Source organism: Parerythrobacter lutipelagi, assembly GCF_005434975.1.
GTDB classification, from domain to species: Bacteria; Pseudomonadota; Alphaproteobacteria; order Sphingomonadales; family Sphingomonadaceae; genus Parerythrobacter_A; species Parerythrobacter_A lutipelagi.
Genome location: NZ_SKCJ01000001.1, coordinates 532,587 through 550,266 on the forward strand (window position 1 = coordinate 532,587; position 17,680 = coordinate 550,266).

The 17,680-nt window shown below is 58.1% G+C and carries 12 protein-coding genes and 1 tRNA gene; 7 read left to right on the forward strand and 6 right to left on the reverse strand.

All coding sequences use genetic code 11. From position 1 onward, the window contains the following. The first annotated feature begins 93 nt into the window (after positions 1–93). The 4 genes from sppA (at position 94) to E0502_RS02670 (ending at position 5,906) form a co-directional block, all read left to right on the forward strand. Positions 94–1,983 (forward strand): signal peptide peptidase SppA, encoded by a 1,890-nt coding sequence (gene sppA, locus E0502_RS02655; protein WP_137676419.1) that lies wholly within the window; start codon positions 94–96, stop codon positions 1,981–1,983. 82 nt (positions 1,984–2,065) lie between these two features. Beyond that, positions 2,066–2,140, forward strand: a tRNA-Val gene (locus E0502_RS02660). A gap of 606 nt (positions 2,141–2,746) precedes the next feature. Continuing rightward, positions 2,747–3,766, forward strand: coding sequence for an HlyD family secretion protein (locus E0502_RS02665; protein WP_240048830.1), 1,020 nt, complete (start codon positions 2,747–2,749; stop codon positions 3,764–3,766). A 13-nt stretch (positions 3,767–3,779) separates the two neighbouring features. Then, positions 3,780–5,906: a peptidase domain-containing ABC transporter gene (locus tag E0502_RS02670; protein ID WP_137676421.1), complete on the forward strand. Its 2,127-nt coding sequence runs from the start codon at positions 3,780–3,782 to the stop codon at positions 5,904–5,906. 14 nt (positions 5,907–5,920) lie between these two features. Here E0502_RS02670 and E0502_RS02675 read toward each other — a convergent pair whose 3' ends face one another. The 4 genes from E0502_RS02675 to E0502_RS02690 form a co-directional block, all read right to left on the reverse strand. Beyond that, positions 5,921–6,568, reverse strand: a complete 648-nt coding sequence (locus tag E0502_RS02675; protein ID WP_137676422.1) for a hypothetical protein — start codon at positions 6,566–6,568, stop codon at positions 5,921–5,923. A gap of 18 nt (positions 6,569–6,586) precedes the next feature. Further along, entirely contained in the window at positions 6,587–9,202 is a 2,616-nt protein-coding gene (locus E0502_RS02680) for a M16 family metallopeptidase (protein ID WP_137676423.1), read from the reverse strand. 288 nt (positions 9,203–9,490) lie between these two features. After that, positions 9,491–10,255, reverse strand: a complete 765-nt coding sequence (locus E0502_RS02685) for a 2OG-Fe(II) oxygenase (RefSeq protein ID WP_137676424.1) — start codon at positions 10,253–10,255, stop codon at positions 9,491–9,493. A gap of 735 nt (positions 10,256–10,990) precedes the next feature. Further along, positions 10,991–11,629 carry a TetR/AcrR family transcriptional regulator gene (locus tag E0502_RS02690; protein WP_137676425.1) on the reverse strand — a complete coding sequence of 213 codons (639 nt, stop codon included), beginning with the start codon at positions 11,627–11,629 and terminating at the stop codon, positions 10,991–10,993. Between the two features lie 104 nt (positions 11,630–11,733). Here E0502_RS02690 and E0502_RS02695 point away from each other — a divergent pair, with 104 nt between their 5' ends. Next, entirely contained in the window at positions 11,734–14,076 is a 2,343-nt protein-coding gene (locus E0502_RS02695) for a TonB-dependent receptor (protein ID WP_137676426.1), read from the forward strand. Positions 14,077–14,088: 12 nt separating this feature from the next. On the opposite strand, the gene E0502_RS02700 is transcribed toward E0502_RS02695, so the two are convergent. Continuing rightward, the gene (locus E0502_RS02700; protein WP_192895944.1) at positions 14,089–14,325 is read right to left on the reverse strand and encodes a hypothetical protein; all 237 of its coding nucleotides are present in this window, start codon (positions 14,323–14,325) and stop codon (positions 14,089–14,091) included. 55 nt (positions 14,326–14,380) lie between these two features. Beyond that, on the reverse strand, positions 14,381–15,052 hold the full coding sequence (locus E0502_RS02705) for an OmpW/AlkL family protein (protein WP_137676428.1): 672 nt from the start codon (positions 15,050–15,052) through the stop codon (positions 14,381–14,383). Between the two features lie 143 nt (positions 15,053–15,195). Between E0502_RS02705 and E0502_RS02710 the strand changes: the two genes are divergently transcribed. Further along, a complete protein-coding gene (locus E0502_RS02710; RefSeq protein ID WP_137676429.1) occupies positions 15,196–15,918 on the forward strand; it encodes a Crp/Fnr family transcriptional regulator in 723 nt (240 codons plus the stop codon). 78 nt (positions 15,919–15,996) lie between these two features. Continuing rightward, positions 15,997–17,673: a cytochrome-c oxidase, cbb3-type subunit I gene (gene ccoN / locus E0502_RS02715; RefSeq protein ID WP_137676430.1), complete on the forward strand. Its 1,677-nt coding sequence runs from the start codon at positions 15,997–15,999 to the stop codon at positions 17,671–17,673. The last annotated feature ends 7 nt before the right edge of the window (positions 17,674–17,680 follow it).

A 17,680-nucleotide genomic window follows, 5' to 3' on the forward strand; every position in this document is an offset into this window, starting at 1 on the left:
GTGAAGTCACCCGCTCAAGCGGTTTCGACTGGAAAGCTGCGGCGGGGTGACCTACGTCCGCCACAAGGGACCAATTTCACAACAGGACTATCGATGGCATTTGCAGGCAAGGTCTGGAAACTTCTGGTTGGCATCAAGGACGGGCTGAGCCTTGTCTTTCTGTTGCTGTTCTTCGCCCTCCTGTTTGCGATCCTCACCGCGCGCCCCAGCCCGGCACAGGTGCGTGACGGCGCATTGCTGCTCGAACTCAACGGCATCGTGGTGGAAGAGAAATCCATCGTCGATCCGTTGAACACGTTGTTGACCGGCCAGCAGCCAGTCGGCGAGTATCAGGTCCGCGATTTGGTCCACGCTATCGACATGGCTGCCGGAGATGACCGGATAAAAGCCGTCGTTCTGGACCTGAGCGGTTTCATGGGCGGTGGGCAGGTCCATTTGCAAGCCGTTGGCGAAGCACTCGACAGAGTGCGCGCAGCTGACAAGCCGGTCCTCTCGCATGCATTGGCCTATGGCGATGATGCGATGCATCTTGCGGCCCATGCCAGCGAGGTCTGGGTCGATCCAATGGGCGGTGCCGTAATCACCGGTCCCGGCGGTTCGCGCCTCTATTACGCCTCCTTGCTGGATAATCTCAACGTCAATGCGCGCGTCTACAAGGTCGGCACCTACAAGTCCGCAGTGGAGCCCTATTCCCGCGACTCCATGTCGCCGGAAGCACGCGAAAATTACGAGCAGCTCTATGGCTCTCTGTGGGAAGAGTGGCAGGCCAATGTGAAAAAGGCCCGCCCCAAGCTAGAGCTGGACCGGGTGACCAAGCAACCGGTCGAATGGGTCGAAAGCGCACAGGGCAACCTTGCCGAAGCCGCGCTTGAAGGCGGATTGGTGGACAAGCTGGGCGACCGCGTTGCCTTCGGCAAGCGCGTGGCTGAAATCGCTGGCGAGGACCGGTGGGACGATCTGCCCGGCGCCTTCGCCTTTACAGAACTCGATCCGTGGCTTGCGGATGTGGCGCCTGACACGCCGGGCGATGCCATTGGCGTCGTGACCATCGCCGGCGAGATTGTCGATGGCGATGCCGGCCCCGGCACTGCAGGCGGTGAACGCATCGCCAAACTGCTCGACGAGGCACTGGACGAAGACTTCAAGGCACTGGTCGTGAGAGTGGATTCGCCGGGCGGTTCCGTGACCGCATCGGAAGATATCCGACAGGCCATTTTGCGCCACAAGGCGAAGAAGATTCCTGTTGTGGTATCGATGGCCAATGTTGCAGCGAGCGGGGGATACTGGGTTTCGACCCCGGCTGATCGCATCTTCGCAGAGCCTGAGACCATCACCGGATCGATCGGAATCTTTGCGGTCATCCCGACCTTCGAACGCGCAGCAGCCGAGTGGGGTGTGAGCGGTGATGGCGTTCGCACGACGCCGCTATCGGGCCAGCCCGACATCATTTCCGGCTTCACGCCCGAAGTCGACGCAATCCTGCAATCCTCAATCGAAAATGGCTATGACCAGTTTCTCACCCGCGTTGCGCAATCGCGCAAGATGAGCAAATCGCAGATTGACGAAATCGGTCAGGGGCGCGTGTGGGATGGCGGAACTGCGCGCCAGATCGGCCTGGTCGATCAGTATGGCGGCATCGAAGACGCGCTCGCTTGGGCGGCCAATAAGGCTGGCCTCGAAGACGGTGACTGGCACGCGCAATATCTCGGCAACGAAATTGGCGGATACAACACGCTGCTCGCCAGCCTGCTGACCGATGATAGCCAGGCCCGTACCCGGTCGGGCGGCGGCGATTTGTTCGCGATGGTTGCTCGCCAGCAGCAGGTCGCGCTCGGGCAGGTGGAAAGCGATGTCGCCCGATTGCTGTCGGTTCGCGGAATGCAGGTCTACTGCCTCGAATGCCCGATCCAGCCGCGTGCCGAAGCAAGTGCGGCGAGCGAGCAAGGCTGGCTGGCCAAACTCGCAAGCCTGTTCGCAGACTGAATCGAATCTTGTCATTCGTTCAGGGGCGTGGCACAGGCGCGCCCCTGCCGGGGCCGGGATTGACCCAAGTTCCCTGAAAGGCGGGCGCGTAGCTCAGTGGTAGAGCACACCCTTCACACGGGTGGGGTCGCAAGTTCAATCCTTGCCGCGCCCACCATCTTTTCAATGACTTAGAAGAGATGGAAAACATTCATGCCGCGATAGGGCGATCCGCAAGGGCGTAGGCGCCGCGGATCAGGGCCACCGCACCACAGCTTGGCCCATCACTTGCTGCTCCGACCGAGCTTTTCGAAAGAGTCGACAGTGCCTGCCAAAGTCTAAGTGCAGGCAGCGACAAGATCCACTTTGTAAGAGTTGGCCGCACTTAGTTCGGTGAAGTTGAATCCAAAATGGGGTGCTGCCGAAGGCCAAATCTTAAAAATTTCAAATATCCGTGCTTGCCTCATCCCTGGCTACCAGCTTAAACAAGGCAAACTGGTTAGGCACAATTCCACAGAATATTATTCTGCAATAAGTTCAAGATTTTCTGACGACGCACAATAGGAGGTTTCCTCAGTAAATGTTCCGCTCTGAGGTCTTGGAAAAATCACGCGATAGACTGTCGGGCGATGTGATCATAGCGGTTCCCCTGTCGTGGGGGGCTATCAGCTACCTTTTTCTTGCAGGGCTGTGCACAGCAATCATTTTTCTTTCCCTCGCCAACTATTCCCGGACCGAAACTGCTACCGGCGCGCTGACTCCTGATAAAGGCGTGTCAACAATTGTGCCTGCGCGCAGCGGTGTCGTGATTGAGCTTGCCGTAACTGAAGGAGAAGAAGTTCAGGCCGGTGATTTGCTTGCCACGATCCGGACTGAAGAGGACAGTGACGGATCCGCTTCTTCGGCAGAGCAGGTCGCCCGGGCAATTGCACTTCAGGACGCAAGCCTTGCCTCGCAAATGGACGCCGCCAGCGCGGTGGCTGCAGCTCAACAAAGCCAGTTGATAGCCCAGCAAAGTGGGTACATGGCGCAGATAGACCAGATCCGCTCGCAGATTGTGCTGCAGGCGAATCTGGTGAAAACAGCCCGCGAAGACTTCGATCGGGCGCTGGAGGTGGCAGAGCGCGGGTTTATCAGTGCGCGTGACCTGCAAATCCGCGAAGAAACGTTGCTGACGCGCCAGCAGGGCCTTTCGCAGCTAAACCAGGCGCTCGCGGCACAGCGGGCAGCGCTGTCTGAATCGAAACGGTCACTCACACAGATCGCAGCGCAAGGCCGAGTAGCGGGAGCCAATCTGGCTGCGACGCGGGCGCAAGTCGGGCAACAGGCAGCCAGCACTGCCGGGGCGCGTTCCTACGGTATTCGAGCTCCGATCGGCGGCAGAGTTACCGCCATTACTGCTCGCGCCGGACAATCGGCTGATCCGCAAAGTCCTCTCATGGCGATCATTCCTTCAGGAGCGGAGCTGCAAGCGGAGCTGGCTGTTCCCAGCTCAGCGATAGGATTTGTCAAAGAGGGTCAGGAAGTCAGTCTCGCGATTGACGCCTTCCCCTATCAGCGGTTCGGAACCGCGAAAGGTGAAGTGCTCACAGTTGCGCAAAGCGCGCTGAATCAAAAAGGCGCGAACGGTGCCGTGGTTTCATTCTATCCGGTTCGCGTGAAACTGGATGCCGAAACGATCACGGCGTTTGGCCGCAAGGAGCCGCTGGTATCAGGAATGACGCTGTCGGCCCGCATCGTCACGGAAAAGCAATCCTTGATCGAATGGCTGTTCGAACCGCTCTACGCAGTAGGGCGGCGGTAGAGAGCTCCCAGAGATGCTGGATTTGGGTTTCTTCACCGGCACTCGTGTGCGCCTCGTGCGCCAGACAGAGATCGCCGAATGCGGCCTCGCTTCGCTGGCGATGGTCGCCAATTCTCACGGGCTTGATATCGATCTAGGGTGCATGCGGCGCCGGTTTGCTCCGTCCTTGCGCGGCACTACCATGCGCTCGCTCATGGCGATCGCCGACAAGATGGGCCTTACTCCGCGAGCCGTGAAGCTGCCGCTGGAGGAGCTGCAGAACCTCCAGATGCCGTGCATTCTGCACTGGGACATGAACCATTACGTGGTTCTGGAGCGAGTAACGCGCGGGGCCAAAAGCGTTCGGGCGCTGATCCACAATCCCGACGGTCGCTCTATCAGCATGCCGCTGGAAGAGGTGTCGCAACACTTCACCGGCGTCGCGCTTGAACTTCGGCCGAGCGACAATTTCGAAATTGGCACGCAACGTGAACGGCTCAAGCTCTCGCAGCTGTGGCGCCGTATGTCAGGGCTGAAGCGTGCTTTGGCGCAAGTTCTGGTGCTGACGATTGTGCTGCAAGCCTATGTCCTCGCTGCACCCTATTATATGCAGGTTGCAATCGATAGTGCGTTGCCTGCGCTCGATCTGGATTTGCTCACAGTCCTCGCAATCGGATTCGGCCTCTTCATGATCCTGAATGCCGGAGCTTCGCTGCTGCGCTCTTTCGTGGTCCTGGTTGCAGGTACGACGCTCGGATTCACGCTTAGTGCAAATATAGCCCGGCGCCTGTTTCGTCTGCCCATAGACTGGTTCGAGAGACGTCATACCGGCGACATCCTTTCGCGTTTTCAGTCAACTGCTCCAATCCAGACCATGCTCACGCAAGGCACTGTCGCAGCCATCGTCGACGGCATGCTGGCGATTTTCACACTAGCGCTGATGTTCTGGTACAGTGTGCTTTTGGCGATTATCGCGATCATCGCTTTTGCTCTTTACGGAATCGTGCGCGCCGTTTCCTACTCGTTCGAACGCGAAGCACAGGAAGCTTCGATCATCACGCGGGGGAAGGAACAGACGGCGCTGATCGAAACGCTTCGCGGGATGACTACGCTGCGCTTGTTCGGCCGGGAAACCCTGCGCCACGCCTTTTGGCAAACCAAGCTTACAGATGCGACGAATGCAGATATTCGCAGGGCACGGATCAGCATCTGGCAAAGCACTGCCAATACGTTGATCTTCGGGTTGGAGAACATTGCGACAATATATTTCGCGATCAGTTTCGTAATCGAGGGAAGCGGCTTCAGCATCGGGATGGTGTTCGCCTACATGGCCTACAAAGGGCAATTCATTCAGAAAAGTGCTGCTCTGATAGACAGCGCGATAGCGTTTCGAATGCTGAGTCTGCATCTCGAGCGGTTGTCGGACATTGCCTTGTCTGATGAAGACAAGAGCTTCGGCCCCAGCCTTGAGCGCCAAACCGAGCTTAAAGGCCGGATCGAACTGCGCGATGTCTTCTATCGGTATTCGCCCACCGATCCTTTGCTTCTTGATGGTTTGAATCTGAAGATCGAACAGAACGAATTCGTAGCGATTACCGGGCCATCGGGGGGAGGGAAATCCACGCTCGTCAAGCTGATGCTGGGATTGGTCGAGCCGGAAAGCGGGGAAGTGTTGGTCGACGGCCTGCCGCTAGACCGGTTTGGGCACAAGAGTTATCATCGACAGATCGCATCCGTGCTACAGGAAGACACGCTCTTCGCAGGCCCACTGTGTGACAATATCGCGCTTTTCGATGAAGATTTCGACATGGAACGAGTGGTTCGCGCGGCCCGCGCAGCTTCTATCCACACCGACATAGTAAACATGCCGATGCAGTATCAGACCCTTGTCGGCGACATGGGCTCGACTTTGTCTGGAGGGCAGAAGCAGCGCGTACTGCTTGCGCGTGCCTTATATCGCCAGCCCCGCATACTGATTATGGACGAAGGGACCGCGCATCTCGATCTGAAGCATGAGAAAGCAGTCAACGAGGCGATCAAGAAGCTGGGTATCACCCGGATAATCGTTGCTCACCGCAAGGAGACTATCGATCAGGCTGAACGGATATTGCTGTTGAAAGGCGGGCAGTTCGAACCCCTGCCGGACGTTCAGAAAGAATAGAGTTCTTCCTGTCTTCAGGCGAATACGAAGTCGACCGGCTCGGTAGAGCTCCCGCACTCGAATGCTTCGTCGGCGAATTGGCCGTGGCGTTCGACCCAATGCAAGAAAATGTGCGCCGACCATTCGTTGGGGTTGGGATATATCCGGGCATGGTTGGCCTCGATGCCCCGATACATGACGGCATCGCCAGGCTCCATAGCGAAATCCGCATAGGGCGTATCACCAAAATCGTCGGTAGGGGCAGGAACTTCAGGGGATAGTTCCTTGCTGACATGGAAGGGCCAAATTGCGTCGTCGCTGTAGCCCAATGTCAGGGACAAGCTATGCTCGCAGGCATCGCGGTCAGAGTGGACCCGGCAGATGTCTCCTTTCCGGTAGATCCGGAAGAAACTGTAGGTCGGCTCCAACGGAACCTTGATGAGCTTTTCCATCACCGGCGTAAGGCCCCACAGAAGAAACTTCAGTGGCGTGTAAGATGGTCCGTATACCTCGAAAGACTTGCGCTTCAGGATGACCGCGTGGCGATTGGGTTCATTGATCTTGATATCACTTGGTGCGCAATCCCTCTTTATATCATTGAGGATGGCCCGGACTACATTCTCATCCAGCAGCTGCTTGATATGCGCGTGACCCGTATCAGCGTAATCTCCGTATACTCTCATTGTATCAGTTCCTGGTTGTCAATTAGCGAGCTGGACGGGGCGCGTATGCGCAAGAGGACGAGCGAAGGTCTCGCGTGCCAGATCTCCGATTTCGTCGGCTGTTATGGTCTGCATCTGGGTTTCGACGCCGCGCCATATGCGGATGATATTCGGGCGTTGTGAAAGCTCGGCAGCCTGATAGGCCCAGGCTCGGTCCTGATTGTATGATCCCGCTATGCCATTGATCATCATGGCGCGGATTGTCTCCAGAAGCTGCAGGTCAGGACCAGACTCAGCCAATTTCTTGCCAACCTCGTCGATCGCCGCTGCCACATCCGCTGCCTGCCCGCGTGGAGCCGTGACCGCTGCGGCGAGGATCGGTTGCCGATATCCGTCAACGCGTTGGACGCGCTCGACCTGCGGTGAATAGCTTGTTCCCTGTTCGACCAGGTCAATGTAGATCATGCGCGCGAACAGGGCCGTGAAAAGCTCTTGTTTTGCGCGCCCATGCGCGTCAGCGGGCTCATCCATGGCCCAAACCGCTCCTACGATTTCCTGACCTCCTGAAGCAGGCGGCAAATCGACCGTGATGACAGGCATATCGGTGTCATCAGGTGGATCAGGCGGGGTGTAATTATTCTCGTCACGGTCTTCCTGACCAAAGGTCGAGGCGAACAACGCAATGATTGAGTCTTCATCCATACTGCCGGCGATCGCAGCATCGATATGTCCCCGGGTGAGGATCGGGTGCAAAAGTGTGGAGGCGCGGGCCATCGTTCCGGCGCTGACGCACCGCTCTACCATCGCAGCGCCATCGACCTGAGTGCCGGGTGTCAGGCGGCTTTCAAGAGCCGCAACGACGGCCCTCAAAGGGTTTTTCGCTTGCTCGCGAAGGGCATCTCCGGCGCGACGGCTCGCCACTACGTCACCGGCCTCGCGAAAGCCGGGATCAGATACGAACGCGTACAGGTTTCGCAGTGCCACAGAGGCATCCTCGGTTCGCACCGACGCGCCAGTTCGTATGCCGAACGCCGTAGCTTCGAACGGGAAATTGCGGATGTCCTTGCCCCAAAGTTCATCGCGGATCGCCCATTCCGATCGAGAACTAGTCCCTCCAGCCTGCACGAAATGGGGCAGGACCAGAGCATCGCAATGCGACAGCCTTGCGCGTGGCTCAGGCGCATTCGCATAGATGGCTATCTCAAGGTATTTGCCCTGATGCTTGCGATCGATAAGGCGCAATATGGAGCCGTTGGCAAAGGTCACGCTGCGGATCCCCTCTGCAGATCGCAGGTCTGATACGATCGCCCCGGGCGTACCACCCAATTGTCGTCGCACTGGATCGGCCTCGCTATCGCCAGATACCCCAAGCGGCCTCGGCTCATAGGCTTTGACGAACTTTGCCAGTTCGCTTGACGGGGTCGATGTCCACTGATCCGCAGCCCCTTCAACTCTTGTTTGAAACGGTGCTTGAGGCACTTGGTCGCGCCAAATTGCGTTCAATCGGTCGAGAGTCATGTCAGCCAGAATGCGACGTTGTTGCATGAAACGGTCTTGTTCGGACTGCAGTTCAAATCCTTTCGTCAGGGCCTCTCCGATGCTCGCAGAGACTCGGCTGTTGCTGTAGAACAAAGCTTGATCGGTCCGGTCGCTGATGTCCCTCAGGATTACGCGCTTTGCGATGGCCAGCTCTCGCTCACTGAAGGCGCCCGCTTGTGCCGCTGCAACTTGATCCAAAAGGATGGAGAGCGCAGAGTGCCATTTTCCTTTTGCAGGATCCGCCTGCCAAATAAGAACGCGGCTGCTCGGGGCGGTGTCGTCAATCGTGAACTTGGCGCTGCCCACACCGGTCTCCAGCGCTTGCAGATCAAGCCGGTGAGACAGAATCAGAGCAATAACTCTGTCGAGCATAGCGGTTTCTAGGTGTGAAGATGTCAAAGTGCCTGTTGAAAGTTTCGGCTTTTCGAGGCGAAGACTTGCAAGCACCGTCGGAGGCCCGGAAGCATCGGCATCGGCTGTATAGAGCGTGGCAACAGCGGCTGGCCTGTGACCTTTGTTGTTATCAAGATGCATCGCAGTCGGGACATTTTGATCGGGTGGCGACCACATCCCCAGTGTCGAACGCAGGATTGCATTTGTTTCGGCTGCATCGACATCGCCAACAATCACAATGGTCACATTTTCCGGCCGGTAAATCCGGGCGTATAGCGCCTCGATTGTCTCGACGCTGGCGGAAGCTACATCCGAAGAATCGTATCCGCGCGAGACATCCCATTCGGAGCCGGGGGCAAGCTCGCGAGCGCGCTCGTGCAGCCTCATCGCTTGAGGCAGCCTTCCAGCCATCTCGTTGATGACAGTCTGCCGTTGCTGGTCCACAGGCTCTGCGGAAATTCGCATTCCGTCTACGATCCCGCGGAAGTATCGCAGGGCGTTGGCGATTGCGGCGACATCATTGGTCTGCGTGGTCAGAAAATACTCGCTCGCATAAGGCGATGTAAAGGCACCCCATTCACGCACTACCGTGGCCTGATCACGAAATGCGATGACTTCGTCGGGCGACATCATGCCATTCGCTTCGCGTGGTAGGTGTTCGATCAAGTGGACAAGGCCGTTCTCTCCGGGTCGTTCGGCCTGCCAGCCTCCTTTGACATGCATTCGAATGGCAACACGTGAAGAATCCTGACGAGCGGCGCTGCGTCGCCGGACGACGACATAGCTCAGCCCATTGGCCAGCTGCCCGGACACAACCGACTCTGAATCGACAGGCGATTCGGCATCCGAAGAGACCACATTGGTCTCGCTATGCGCTAAGAGTGAAGTGGCACCGCCAACGCCGAACAGGCCAAGGCAACCAAGCACCACAAAAGCTCTGAATATCAAACCACCACTCCAGCCATTGCGACGTCGAACCGGAAAACTACCTGACGATCCGGCGATTGGAAATCACGCAGCTTCCTTGCTGCCCTTGGACTTGGACTTTTCCTGCGGCGCGCGCGCCCATCGTCGTTCCCGATACCACTTGGTGATGATGGTCTTCTCTCCCTTCGCGACAGGAATTCCTTCGTGCAACGTCAACCAGTTGGGCAGGCCATCTCTGTTCATGTTGGCCCACAGAACAAGCATGCCTGCTACCGGCCTGATGCTGAACCCGGCTCGGACGAACTTTGTGTCCCCGCCCTCCATCTCGTCATCGAGATATGCCATCGCAGTCCAGACGCGCTGACCGCCTTCGCGGCGCGCAATTTTCCAGTGCGACTGACTCTCGTGCATGAAATCGCAGTGAGCCCGGAACGTCTGGCCCTCGGCATAATGCTGGCCTTGCGTCAGCTCGCCATTGATAGCCTCGATCCCCATGAGATCGGCTATGCGGGCATCTATCGCTTTTACCACCTCATCGTGCTCATCCATGTTCGAGGTTGAGCTCGTACGAAATTCCGAAATCGCCGGAAATTGATCGCCCATGGTTTTGGAACGCTCGAGCTTGCCCTTGATCAAGGCCTTCAAATATTCACGTTCGTCGGGCTTGATGAAATCTTTCACGAGGTAGATTTCGAGGCCACTGCGCCCGAATACAACCACATTTTCATGGGCCGCAATTCTTTTTTCAACTCGACGACTGATTGCAGCGCGTTCTCTAATTCCCATTGTGCAAGTCCTGCCGCATAAGTGCAGCCAAAGCTGCCTGGTATTTGAAAAGTGCAAAGTCATTCCGGCAAGGCGTGGGGTTCAAATTGCCCCATTGCCTTGCCGGAATGCTTCAAGGAACTTGCGACTGACAATGGGCCAAGCCCTTGGTCAGCCGACAGGCTTCCAACTCAGAGATCCCTCGATGCCGGAAAAGGTCCGAACGCCGGAGAAGCCGGTATGGGCGGTTCGCCAGGATACGTCCAAGGCGGAGGTGGAGGCGGCGGCGGCGGCGGCGCGTTGGGAGGACCATAGGGGTCTCCTCCCACCACTTCGTCGAGAACCTCGGGCGCTTCGATGCTTACGATGCCGTCAAGCTCACTTCCAGCAATATTTGCCTCAGTTACGCTCTTGGCTCCCTTTGTTGGGGATTTTCTTGCCATTTCTACTCCTATCGCACACCGTTTTTGAGTGCTCTATAAATAACGCTTAACGGTTACATAGGAGTCAAGATCTCTAAAAGAAATTTTTTAGTTGACTACTTTGTGCTCATGCCCATCTGTCCGCTCTGCCATATAAAAAGGAGTAATCATGATGGATTTCCAGAGAAATGACTAGTGACCCCTATCCGTTTTCGAGCGAAACTGCTGGTCGGTTTCAAGCATTTCGTCAGCGCACCGGCGTATGTGCCGCTCATTCAAGCAAGAGCAATATCACCCTTTGCTTGCGTGATAATGTCGTACACGGCAGAACGTGCCGCGCTTACCCTATTCGGAAGCTCGGAAGCTGATTTATCAGCCATGCCGCGCCCACCATTGCTTAGTTTTTCGAGAGACCCTCACCAATAAGCAGGTTCGCCTGCCGGGCGATTTCGTCTGCGTCGCAGTCGCCCGAGCCCCAGATGGCGTAGCGCAGGCCAAGGAATACATTCATACCCATGATTGCCCAGGCCTGCGCCTCGTGCAGGTCTGACCGCAACTCGCCTTTGTCGGCGCCCGCTTTCAGGCGTTCGAGGATGCGTGCGGCAGTGTTTTCATAATGCGCGCGGTAACTGGCCGGGTCGACGAATTCCGCCTCGTCGATGATGCGATAGACTTCCTTGTGTTCGCTGGCGAAGCGCAGAAAAGCGGCCAGCGCCTGACGCTCCACCTCAAGCGCGCTCATGGGCTCGCGCACAGCTTCGCCGGCAGCTTGCTTCACGGCATCGCTCATATCTTTTACGAGCCCGCGAAAGATCGCGTCCTTCGAATCAAAATAGGTGTAAAATGTGCCAAGGGCGACACCGGCCCTGCGAGTGATGCCGCTGATCGAAGCTTCGTGAAACCCTTTCTCGCCGAATTCACTGGCGGCAGCGTCCAGAAGCTTGCGCAGGGTACGGCGCCCACGCTCCGTGCGCGGAGTTTTTTCGCCAGAAGCCTGCTGCATCCCTGCCTGTTCGATCTTCGAGCCCCGTCCCATACCCCCTAAGTAAGCGCCAATCCCGTCCTGCACAAGATCCAACTTGAAAGTCGGTTCAACTTTCAATAACACGGCGAGCAATCATGGATTCAGGGAGAAGAACAATGGCCAGATTTGAACGCCGATTCGCCGCCAGCTTGCTCGTTGGCAGCGCCGCTCTTGCAATTACTGCTACCCCGGCGATGGCACAGGATGCTGGCGCAGACATCGCTGCCGAAAGCGGCAATTCAGATGGTCCGATCATCGTCACAGCGCGCCGCCGTGAAGAACGCATCACCGATGTACCCCTGTCCATAACTGCCATTAACGGGCAGCAGCTTGCCAAGTCGGGCACGCTGGAATTGACGGAAATCGGCCAGAAAGTGCCCAATCTCACACTGGAGGTGAGCCGCGGCACCAACACCACTCTCACCGCCTTTATTCGCGGGGTCGGACAACAAGATCCGGTCGCCGGTTTCGAAGCCGGCGTCGGGCTGTATGTCGACGATGTCTATCTCAATCGCCCGCAAGCCGCTGTCCTGGATATCTACGATGTCGAACGGATCGAAGTGCTGCGAGGTCCGCAGGGCACGCTTTACGGGCGCAACACCATTGGCGGCGCGATCAAGTATGTGACCGCCCGCCTGCCCGATGCAACCACACTCAAGGTTCGCGGGACTTACGGCAGCTACGACCAGGCCGATCTGGTCGTGACGGCCTCCACACCGCTGACCGACAGCCTGCGCATCGGCGCGAGCGGCGCGCGCCTTTCGCGCGGCGGTTTCGGCGACAATTTGAACCTGCCCGGGGTAGAGAATTACAACAAGGATGTCTGGGCCGCACGCGGCACGATCGAATTCGACAACGGACCGATCTTTGTCCGTCTGTCCGGCGATTATGTGAAGGACAATTCAGAGGCGCGGCAAGGTTCTCGCCTTATACCGGGTCTGTTCACCGGGGCTCCGGTACTCGATGACGTTTATGACACGCGGGCCGGACTCAACGTCGTTGATCAGGAAGTGGAGGCCTATGGCGGCGCGCTGCAGATCGCGCTCGATGTGTCCGATACCATCACGCTCAAGTCGATCACTGGCTACCGCGAGGACAAGTCGACCAGCCCGATCGATTTCGACAGCCTTCCGGCTGCCGACCTCGATGTCCCGGCAATCTATGAGAACGACCAGTTCAGCCAGGAATTCCAGCTATTGTACGACGGCGACCGCCTGAAGGGTGTCCTCGGAGTCTATTATCTTGACGCGAGCGCGTTCACCGCATTCGATGTGGCCCTGTTCACCACCGGAGCGCTGATCAATCTGCCTGGCCTGAATGCGCAGACACTGGGCGATGTCGACACGGAGACATACTCCGTCTTCGGCGATTTCACCTACGATATCACCGACCAGCTGAGCCTGTCGCTCGGCGGCCGCTACACGTGGGACAAACGGAGCAGCCGCGTGCTGCGCACCACTTTTATTGGTGGCTATTCGGACCTGTTCGCCACGGGCGCGATCCCGATTGCTGTCACATCCGATTTCGATGGCAGTGAGACCTTCGAGGAATTCACCCCGCGCGCTTCGATCAGCTTCAGGCCCGATGAGAACCACAATATCTATTTCACCTATTCAAAGGGCTTCAAGGGCGGTGGCTTCGATCCGCGTGGGCAAACCACCGCAGCGCCCGATCTTGATGGCGATGGTGACATCGATTTCGACGACCAGTTCCAATTCCTGCGCTTCGCGCCGGAGACAGTCGACAGCTATGAACTGGGCTGGAAAGCCTCGCTCCTCGACAACCGGCTGAACGTCGCATTCGCCATCTTCAAGGGCGATTACTCCGACATCCAGATCCCAGGTTCGGTCGGCATCGACGCGAACAATGACGGCGTGAACGAGACCTTCATCGGCATTACCTCCAACGCCGGCTCGGCTGATGTCAACGGGTTCGAGTTCGAAGGCAATGCTCTGGTTGGCAGGGATTTCGCCGGCATGGGAAGCCGCTTTGATGTCAACTGGGCGCTCGGTTATGTCGATGCTCAATACAACCGGTTCATCGATGCTTTCGGCAATGATGTGGCAGACCAGCGGGTGTTCCAGAACACTCCTGAATGGACGGTCAACACGGGATTTGATCTTGGCCTGCCGATTGGCAGCGGCTTCATCGACTTCCTCGGCTCAGTCTCGCTGCGTTCCGACGCAAGCCAGTTCGAAACGCCCAACGCGTTCCTCGACCAGGATGGATTTGTCCTGCTCGATGCCAGCATTGTCTACACGGCTGCCGATGATCGCTGGTCGGTCGGGGTGCATGGCAAGAACCTGACCGACGAACGGTACATCGTTTCAGGATACAACTTTGTCGCTGGCGGGACCAACGGTCAGCCTTTTGCATCTACCCTCGGCCTCGAAGGCACGCTGACCGGTTTCTACGGCGATCCGCAGCGTTTCTTCATCACCGGCGAATTCCGCTTCTGATCTGACATCCACTCAATCGAAAGCGCTAGCGGGCCGCCGGTTCGCCCGCGACCGCGCAGCTTCCACTGTGAAGCTGCGCGGTTTCTGGTTCGCGTCACCGATTGCGAATACAACCAGATCGTCTGGCGCGACATCGTCTGCCGCATACCGATCCCAGTCGCGGTGGATCATATCGGGCGGACCGAAGATCCGCAGCGCATTCCAATACCGGTCATCGCGAAAGCCGACAAAATGAACGAGGCGGGACATTGTCATCCAATGCCCCGCCCCGACGTGCGTTTCCAGCCCCGGAGGGGTCGTGGCGCTAGAAACGGTAAGAAAGACCCGCGCTGACGACCCACGGATCGAGCTGGTGCTCCGTCTGGATGGCAATTGTATTGCCAGCAAACCAACGTGCGGTCGTGTCGACGAAATACCGTTTGGCATCCACACTGATCCCCAGACCGCTGTCGTTGAGCTCGGCATCGAAGCCGGCCTGCAACGCAAAGCCGAATTCATCCGACAGGCTGAAATCGGTCACGCCGAGCGGGATCGTTGCCGCACCGGGCTCGTCGTCGATGAACATGAAATAGGCCGGACCCGCCCCGACATACGGCTTCACCGGACCGGCATCGAAATGATATTTGGCCGTCACCGTGGCCGGGATCAGCTTCGCGTCAGCGACCAGCTCGGCCCCGGGCAATCCGGTCGTGCCGTCGACATCGTGCTGAGTCAGGCAGCAGATCGTCTCGATCGAGAAATTGTCGCTCACGAAATACTCGATCGCAATCGTCGGGACCACATTGTCGTTGGCTCTGGTCTGAGTATTCGCCGGTAGACCGATCGTATCCACTTCGACAGTCTTGATCTTGCCATCCGGCAGGACACCGGTGACGAATGCCTTGACCTGGACCGAACCTTCGCGCTCGGCAGCCTGCGCAGGTACCGTGGCCACGGCACACGCGCCGGCCGCGAGCATCAGGATCTTGGTGTTCATTGGTTTTTCCCTGGCGAAACAGCGGCCGCACTGCGCGGCCCAGGATTCTTGCTTCGCTGCTGAACCCCTTTGGGGCGATTGCGGGGCAGGATCATTGACCTGAGTCAAAGACGCTGGACGCGCAAAAGGCCAGATAGCCCGTCATGGCAACACAAACGGAAAAATGCGCCGGTGAAGCGCAATCGTTCGAGCGGTTCGGCGCCGCAATGCTGTCAGGCAAGGTCTCCGATTCTGCCTACCTGCGCTTCCAGTCGCTGGCAGCATACCGCCAGATCAATGCAGGCGAGACCGTTCCAAATATGGATCTCGCCGACCGGTTTGTCTTTCTGGCATCGGGTGCAACCAAGCTGGTTGCCGAAGCTTCCGGCGGACGTGAGCAAGTGGTCGCTTTTCATTTCGCCGACGATCTTGTCTCCATTCCGGCCCGCGGGCCACATGGTTATACGCTGCGGGCGCTGACCGATTGCGATATCCTTGTCTTCCCGTCGCTCGAGTTCATGCAGATTGCTCACACTGAACCGGTTACTCTGGGCGAAGTGGCGCGGCGCGCGCTCCATGCTCTTTGGCGGTGCCGTGAAAAGGCGGTCCTGCTCGGCCGCAAGACGGCGCAGGAAAGGATCGCGTCCTTCCTCATCGCAACGGCCCGCAGAATCGGCTCGATCGAGCGCGGAGCATGCGTCCTGAGCCTGCCGATGTCGCGCCGCGACATTGCCGACAGCCTCGGTCTGACGACTGAAACCGTGAGCCGCCAGTTCACCGATCTACGGCAAATGGGGCTGATCGCCACCTCCGGCAGGTCGGAAGTCCGGCTGCTCGACATAGCCGGCCTGGTAGCGCGTTCGGGCAATTTCTCCATAGCCGCGTGAGAATTTCTCCAATTTGATCTGAGTCAATGTCTGCCCGGACGCAGCCGCATAGGCGGCAGGAAACCAACGGAGATTTTCATGCAAGCGGAAGCAGCACTGGGCCGAATCGGACTCTGGTTCGCGTTGATGTTCCTCGCGATCGTCGCGATTGTCGCGGCCAAGGACAGCGGTTTTGCCGCGCACGCTACGATTGTGGCTGCGGTCGCGTTCCTGCTGGTGCTCGTGTCGGCGGCCAGGTTTGACCCGCTGAGCAGCGGCAGATCATTCTTTCGCATGCCGGACGGACCCGACAAATATGATGACGACCCGGTCCGCTGGGGCGTCCTCGCCACCACATTCTGGGGCATGGCAGGCTTTCTCGCGGGGCTGTTTATCGCGCTGCAAATGGCGTTTCCGCAGCTGAACATCGAACCCTGGTTCAATTTCGGACGGCTTCGTCCGCTACACACGTCTGCAGTCATCTTCGCGTTCGGCGGCAATGCGTTGATCGCGACGAGTTTCTACATCGTCCAGCGAACCTGCCGCACGCAGCTTGCCTTCCCCTCGCTCGCGCGGTTCGTATTCTGGGGCTACCAGATGTTCATCTTGCTGGCGGCGACCGGATACCTGCTCGGCATCACTCAGTCGAAGGAATATGCCGAGCCGGAATGGTATGTAGACCTGTGGCTGACGATCGTCTGGGTGGCCTATTTCATCGTCTTCATGGGCACCATCGTTAAACGCAAAGAGCCGCATATCTATGTGGCGAACTGGTTCTTCCTCGCATTCATCGTAACCGTTGCGATGCTCCACATCGTCAACAATCTGGCTGTGCCGGTGAGCCTGCTCGGCGCCAAGAGCTACGGCGTGTGGTCGGGCGTGCAGGATGCGCTGACTCAGTGGTGGTACGGCCACAATGCGGTGGGCTTTTTCCTGACTGCCGGTTTCCTTGCGATGATGTATTACTTCGTGCCCAAGCAAGCGGAACGGCCGGTCTATTCCTACCGCCTGTCGATCATTCACTTCTGGTCGCTGATCTTTCTCTACATCTGGGCCGGGCCGCACCATTTGCACTACACCGCCCTGCCCGACTGGGCGCAGACATTGGGCATGGTGTTCTCCATCATCCTGTGGATGCCGAGCTGGGGCGGGATGATCAACGGCCTGATGACGCTGAACGGCGCATGGGACAAGATCCGCACCGACCCGATAATCCGCATGATGGTGATGGCGCTCGCGTTCTACGGGATGAGCACATTCGAAGGGCCGATGCTGTCGATCAAGGCGGTGAACAGCCTCAGCCACTATACCGACTGGACGATCGGCCACGTCCACTCCGGCGCGCTCGGCTGGAACGGCATGATCACTTTTGCCGCGCTGTACTTTCTTGTCCCGCGACTGTGGAAGCGCGAGCGGATGTACTCGCTGCGGATGATCAACTGGCACTTCTGGCTCGCGACGCTCGGCATCGTATTTTACGCCGCGAGCATGTGGGTTGCCGGAGTGACCCAGGGCCTGATGTGGCGCGAATACGGGCCTGACGGCTACCTGATCTGGTCATTCGCCGACACAATGGACGCGATGTTCCCGATGTATGTCGCCCGCGCGTTCGGCGGCCTGCTTTACCTCTCGGGCGCGATTATCATGACCTACAACATAGCGATGACGCTGGCTGGCAGGCTGCGCGACGAAGCCCCGATGACTGAAACCCCGCATGATGCGCAAGCGGATCGCCCGCTGCCCGCAGCCGTGCCCGCAGCCGTACCCGCCGAATAGGAACTGC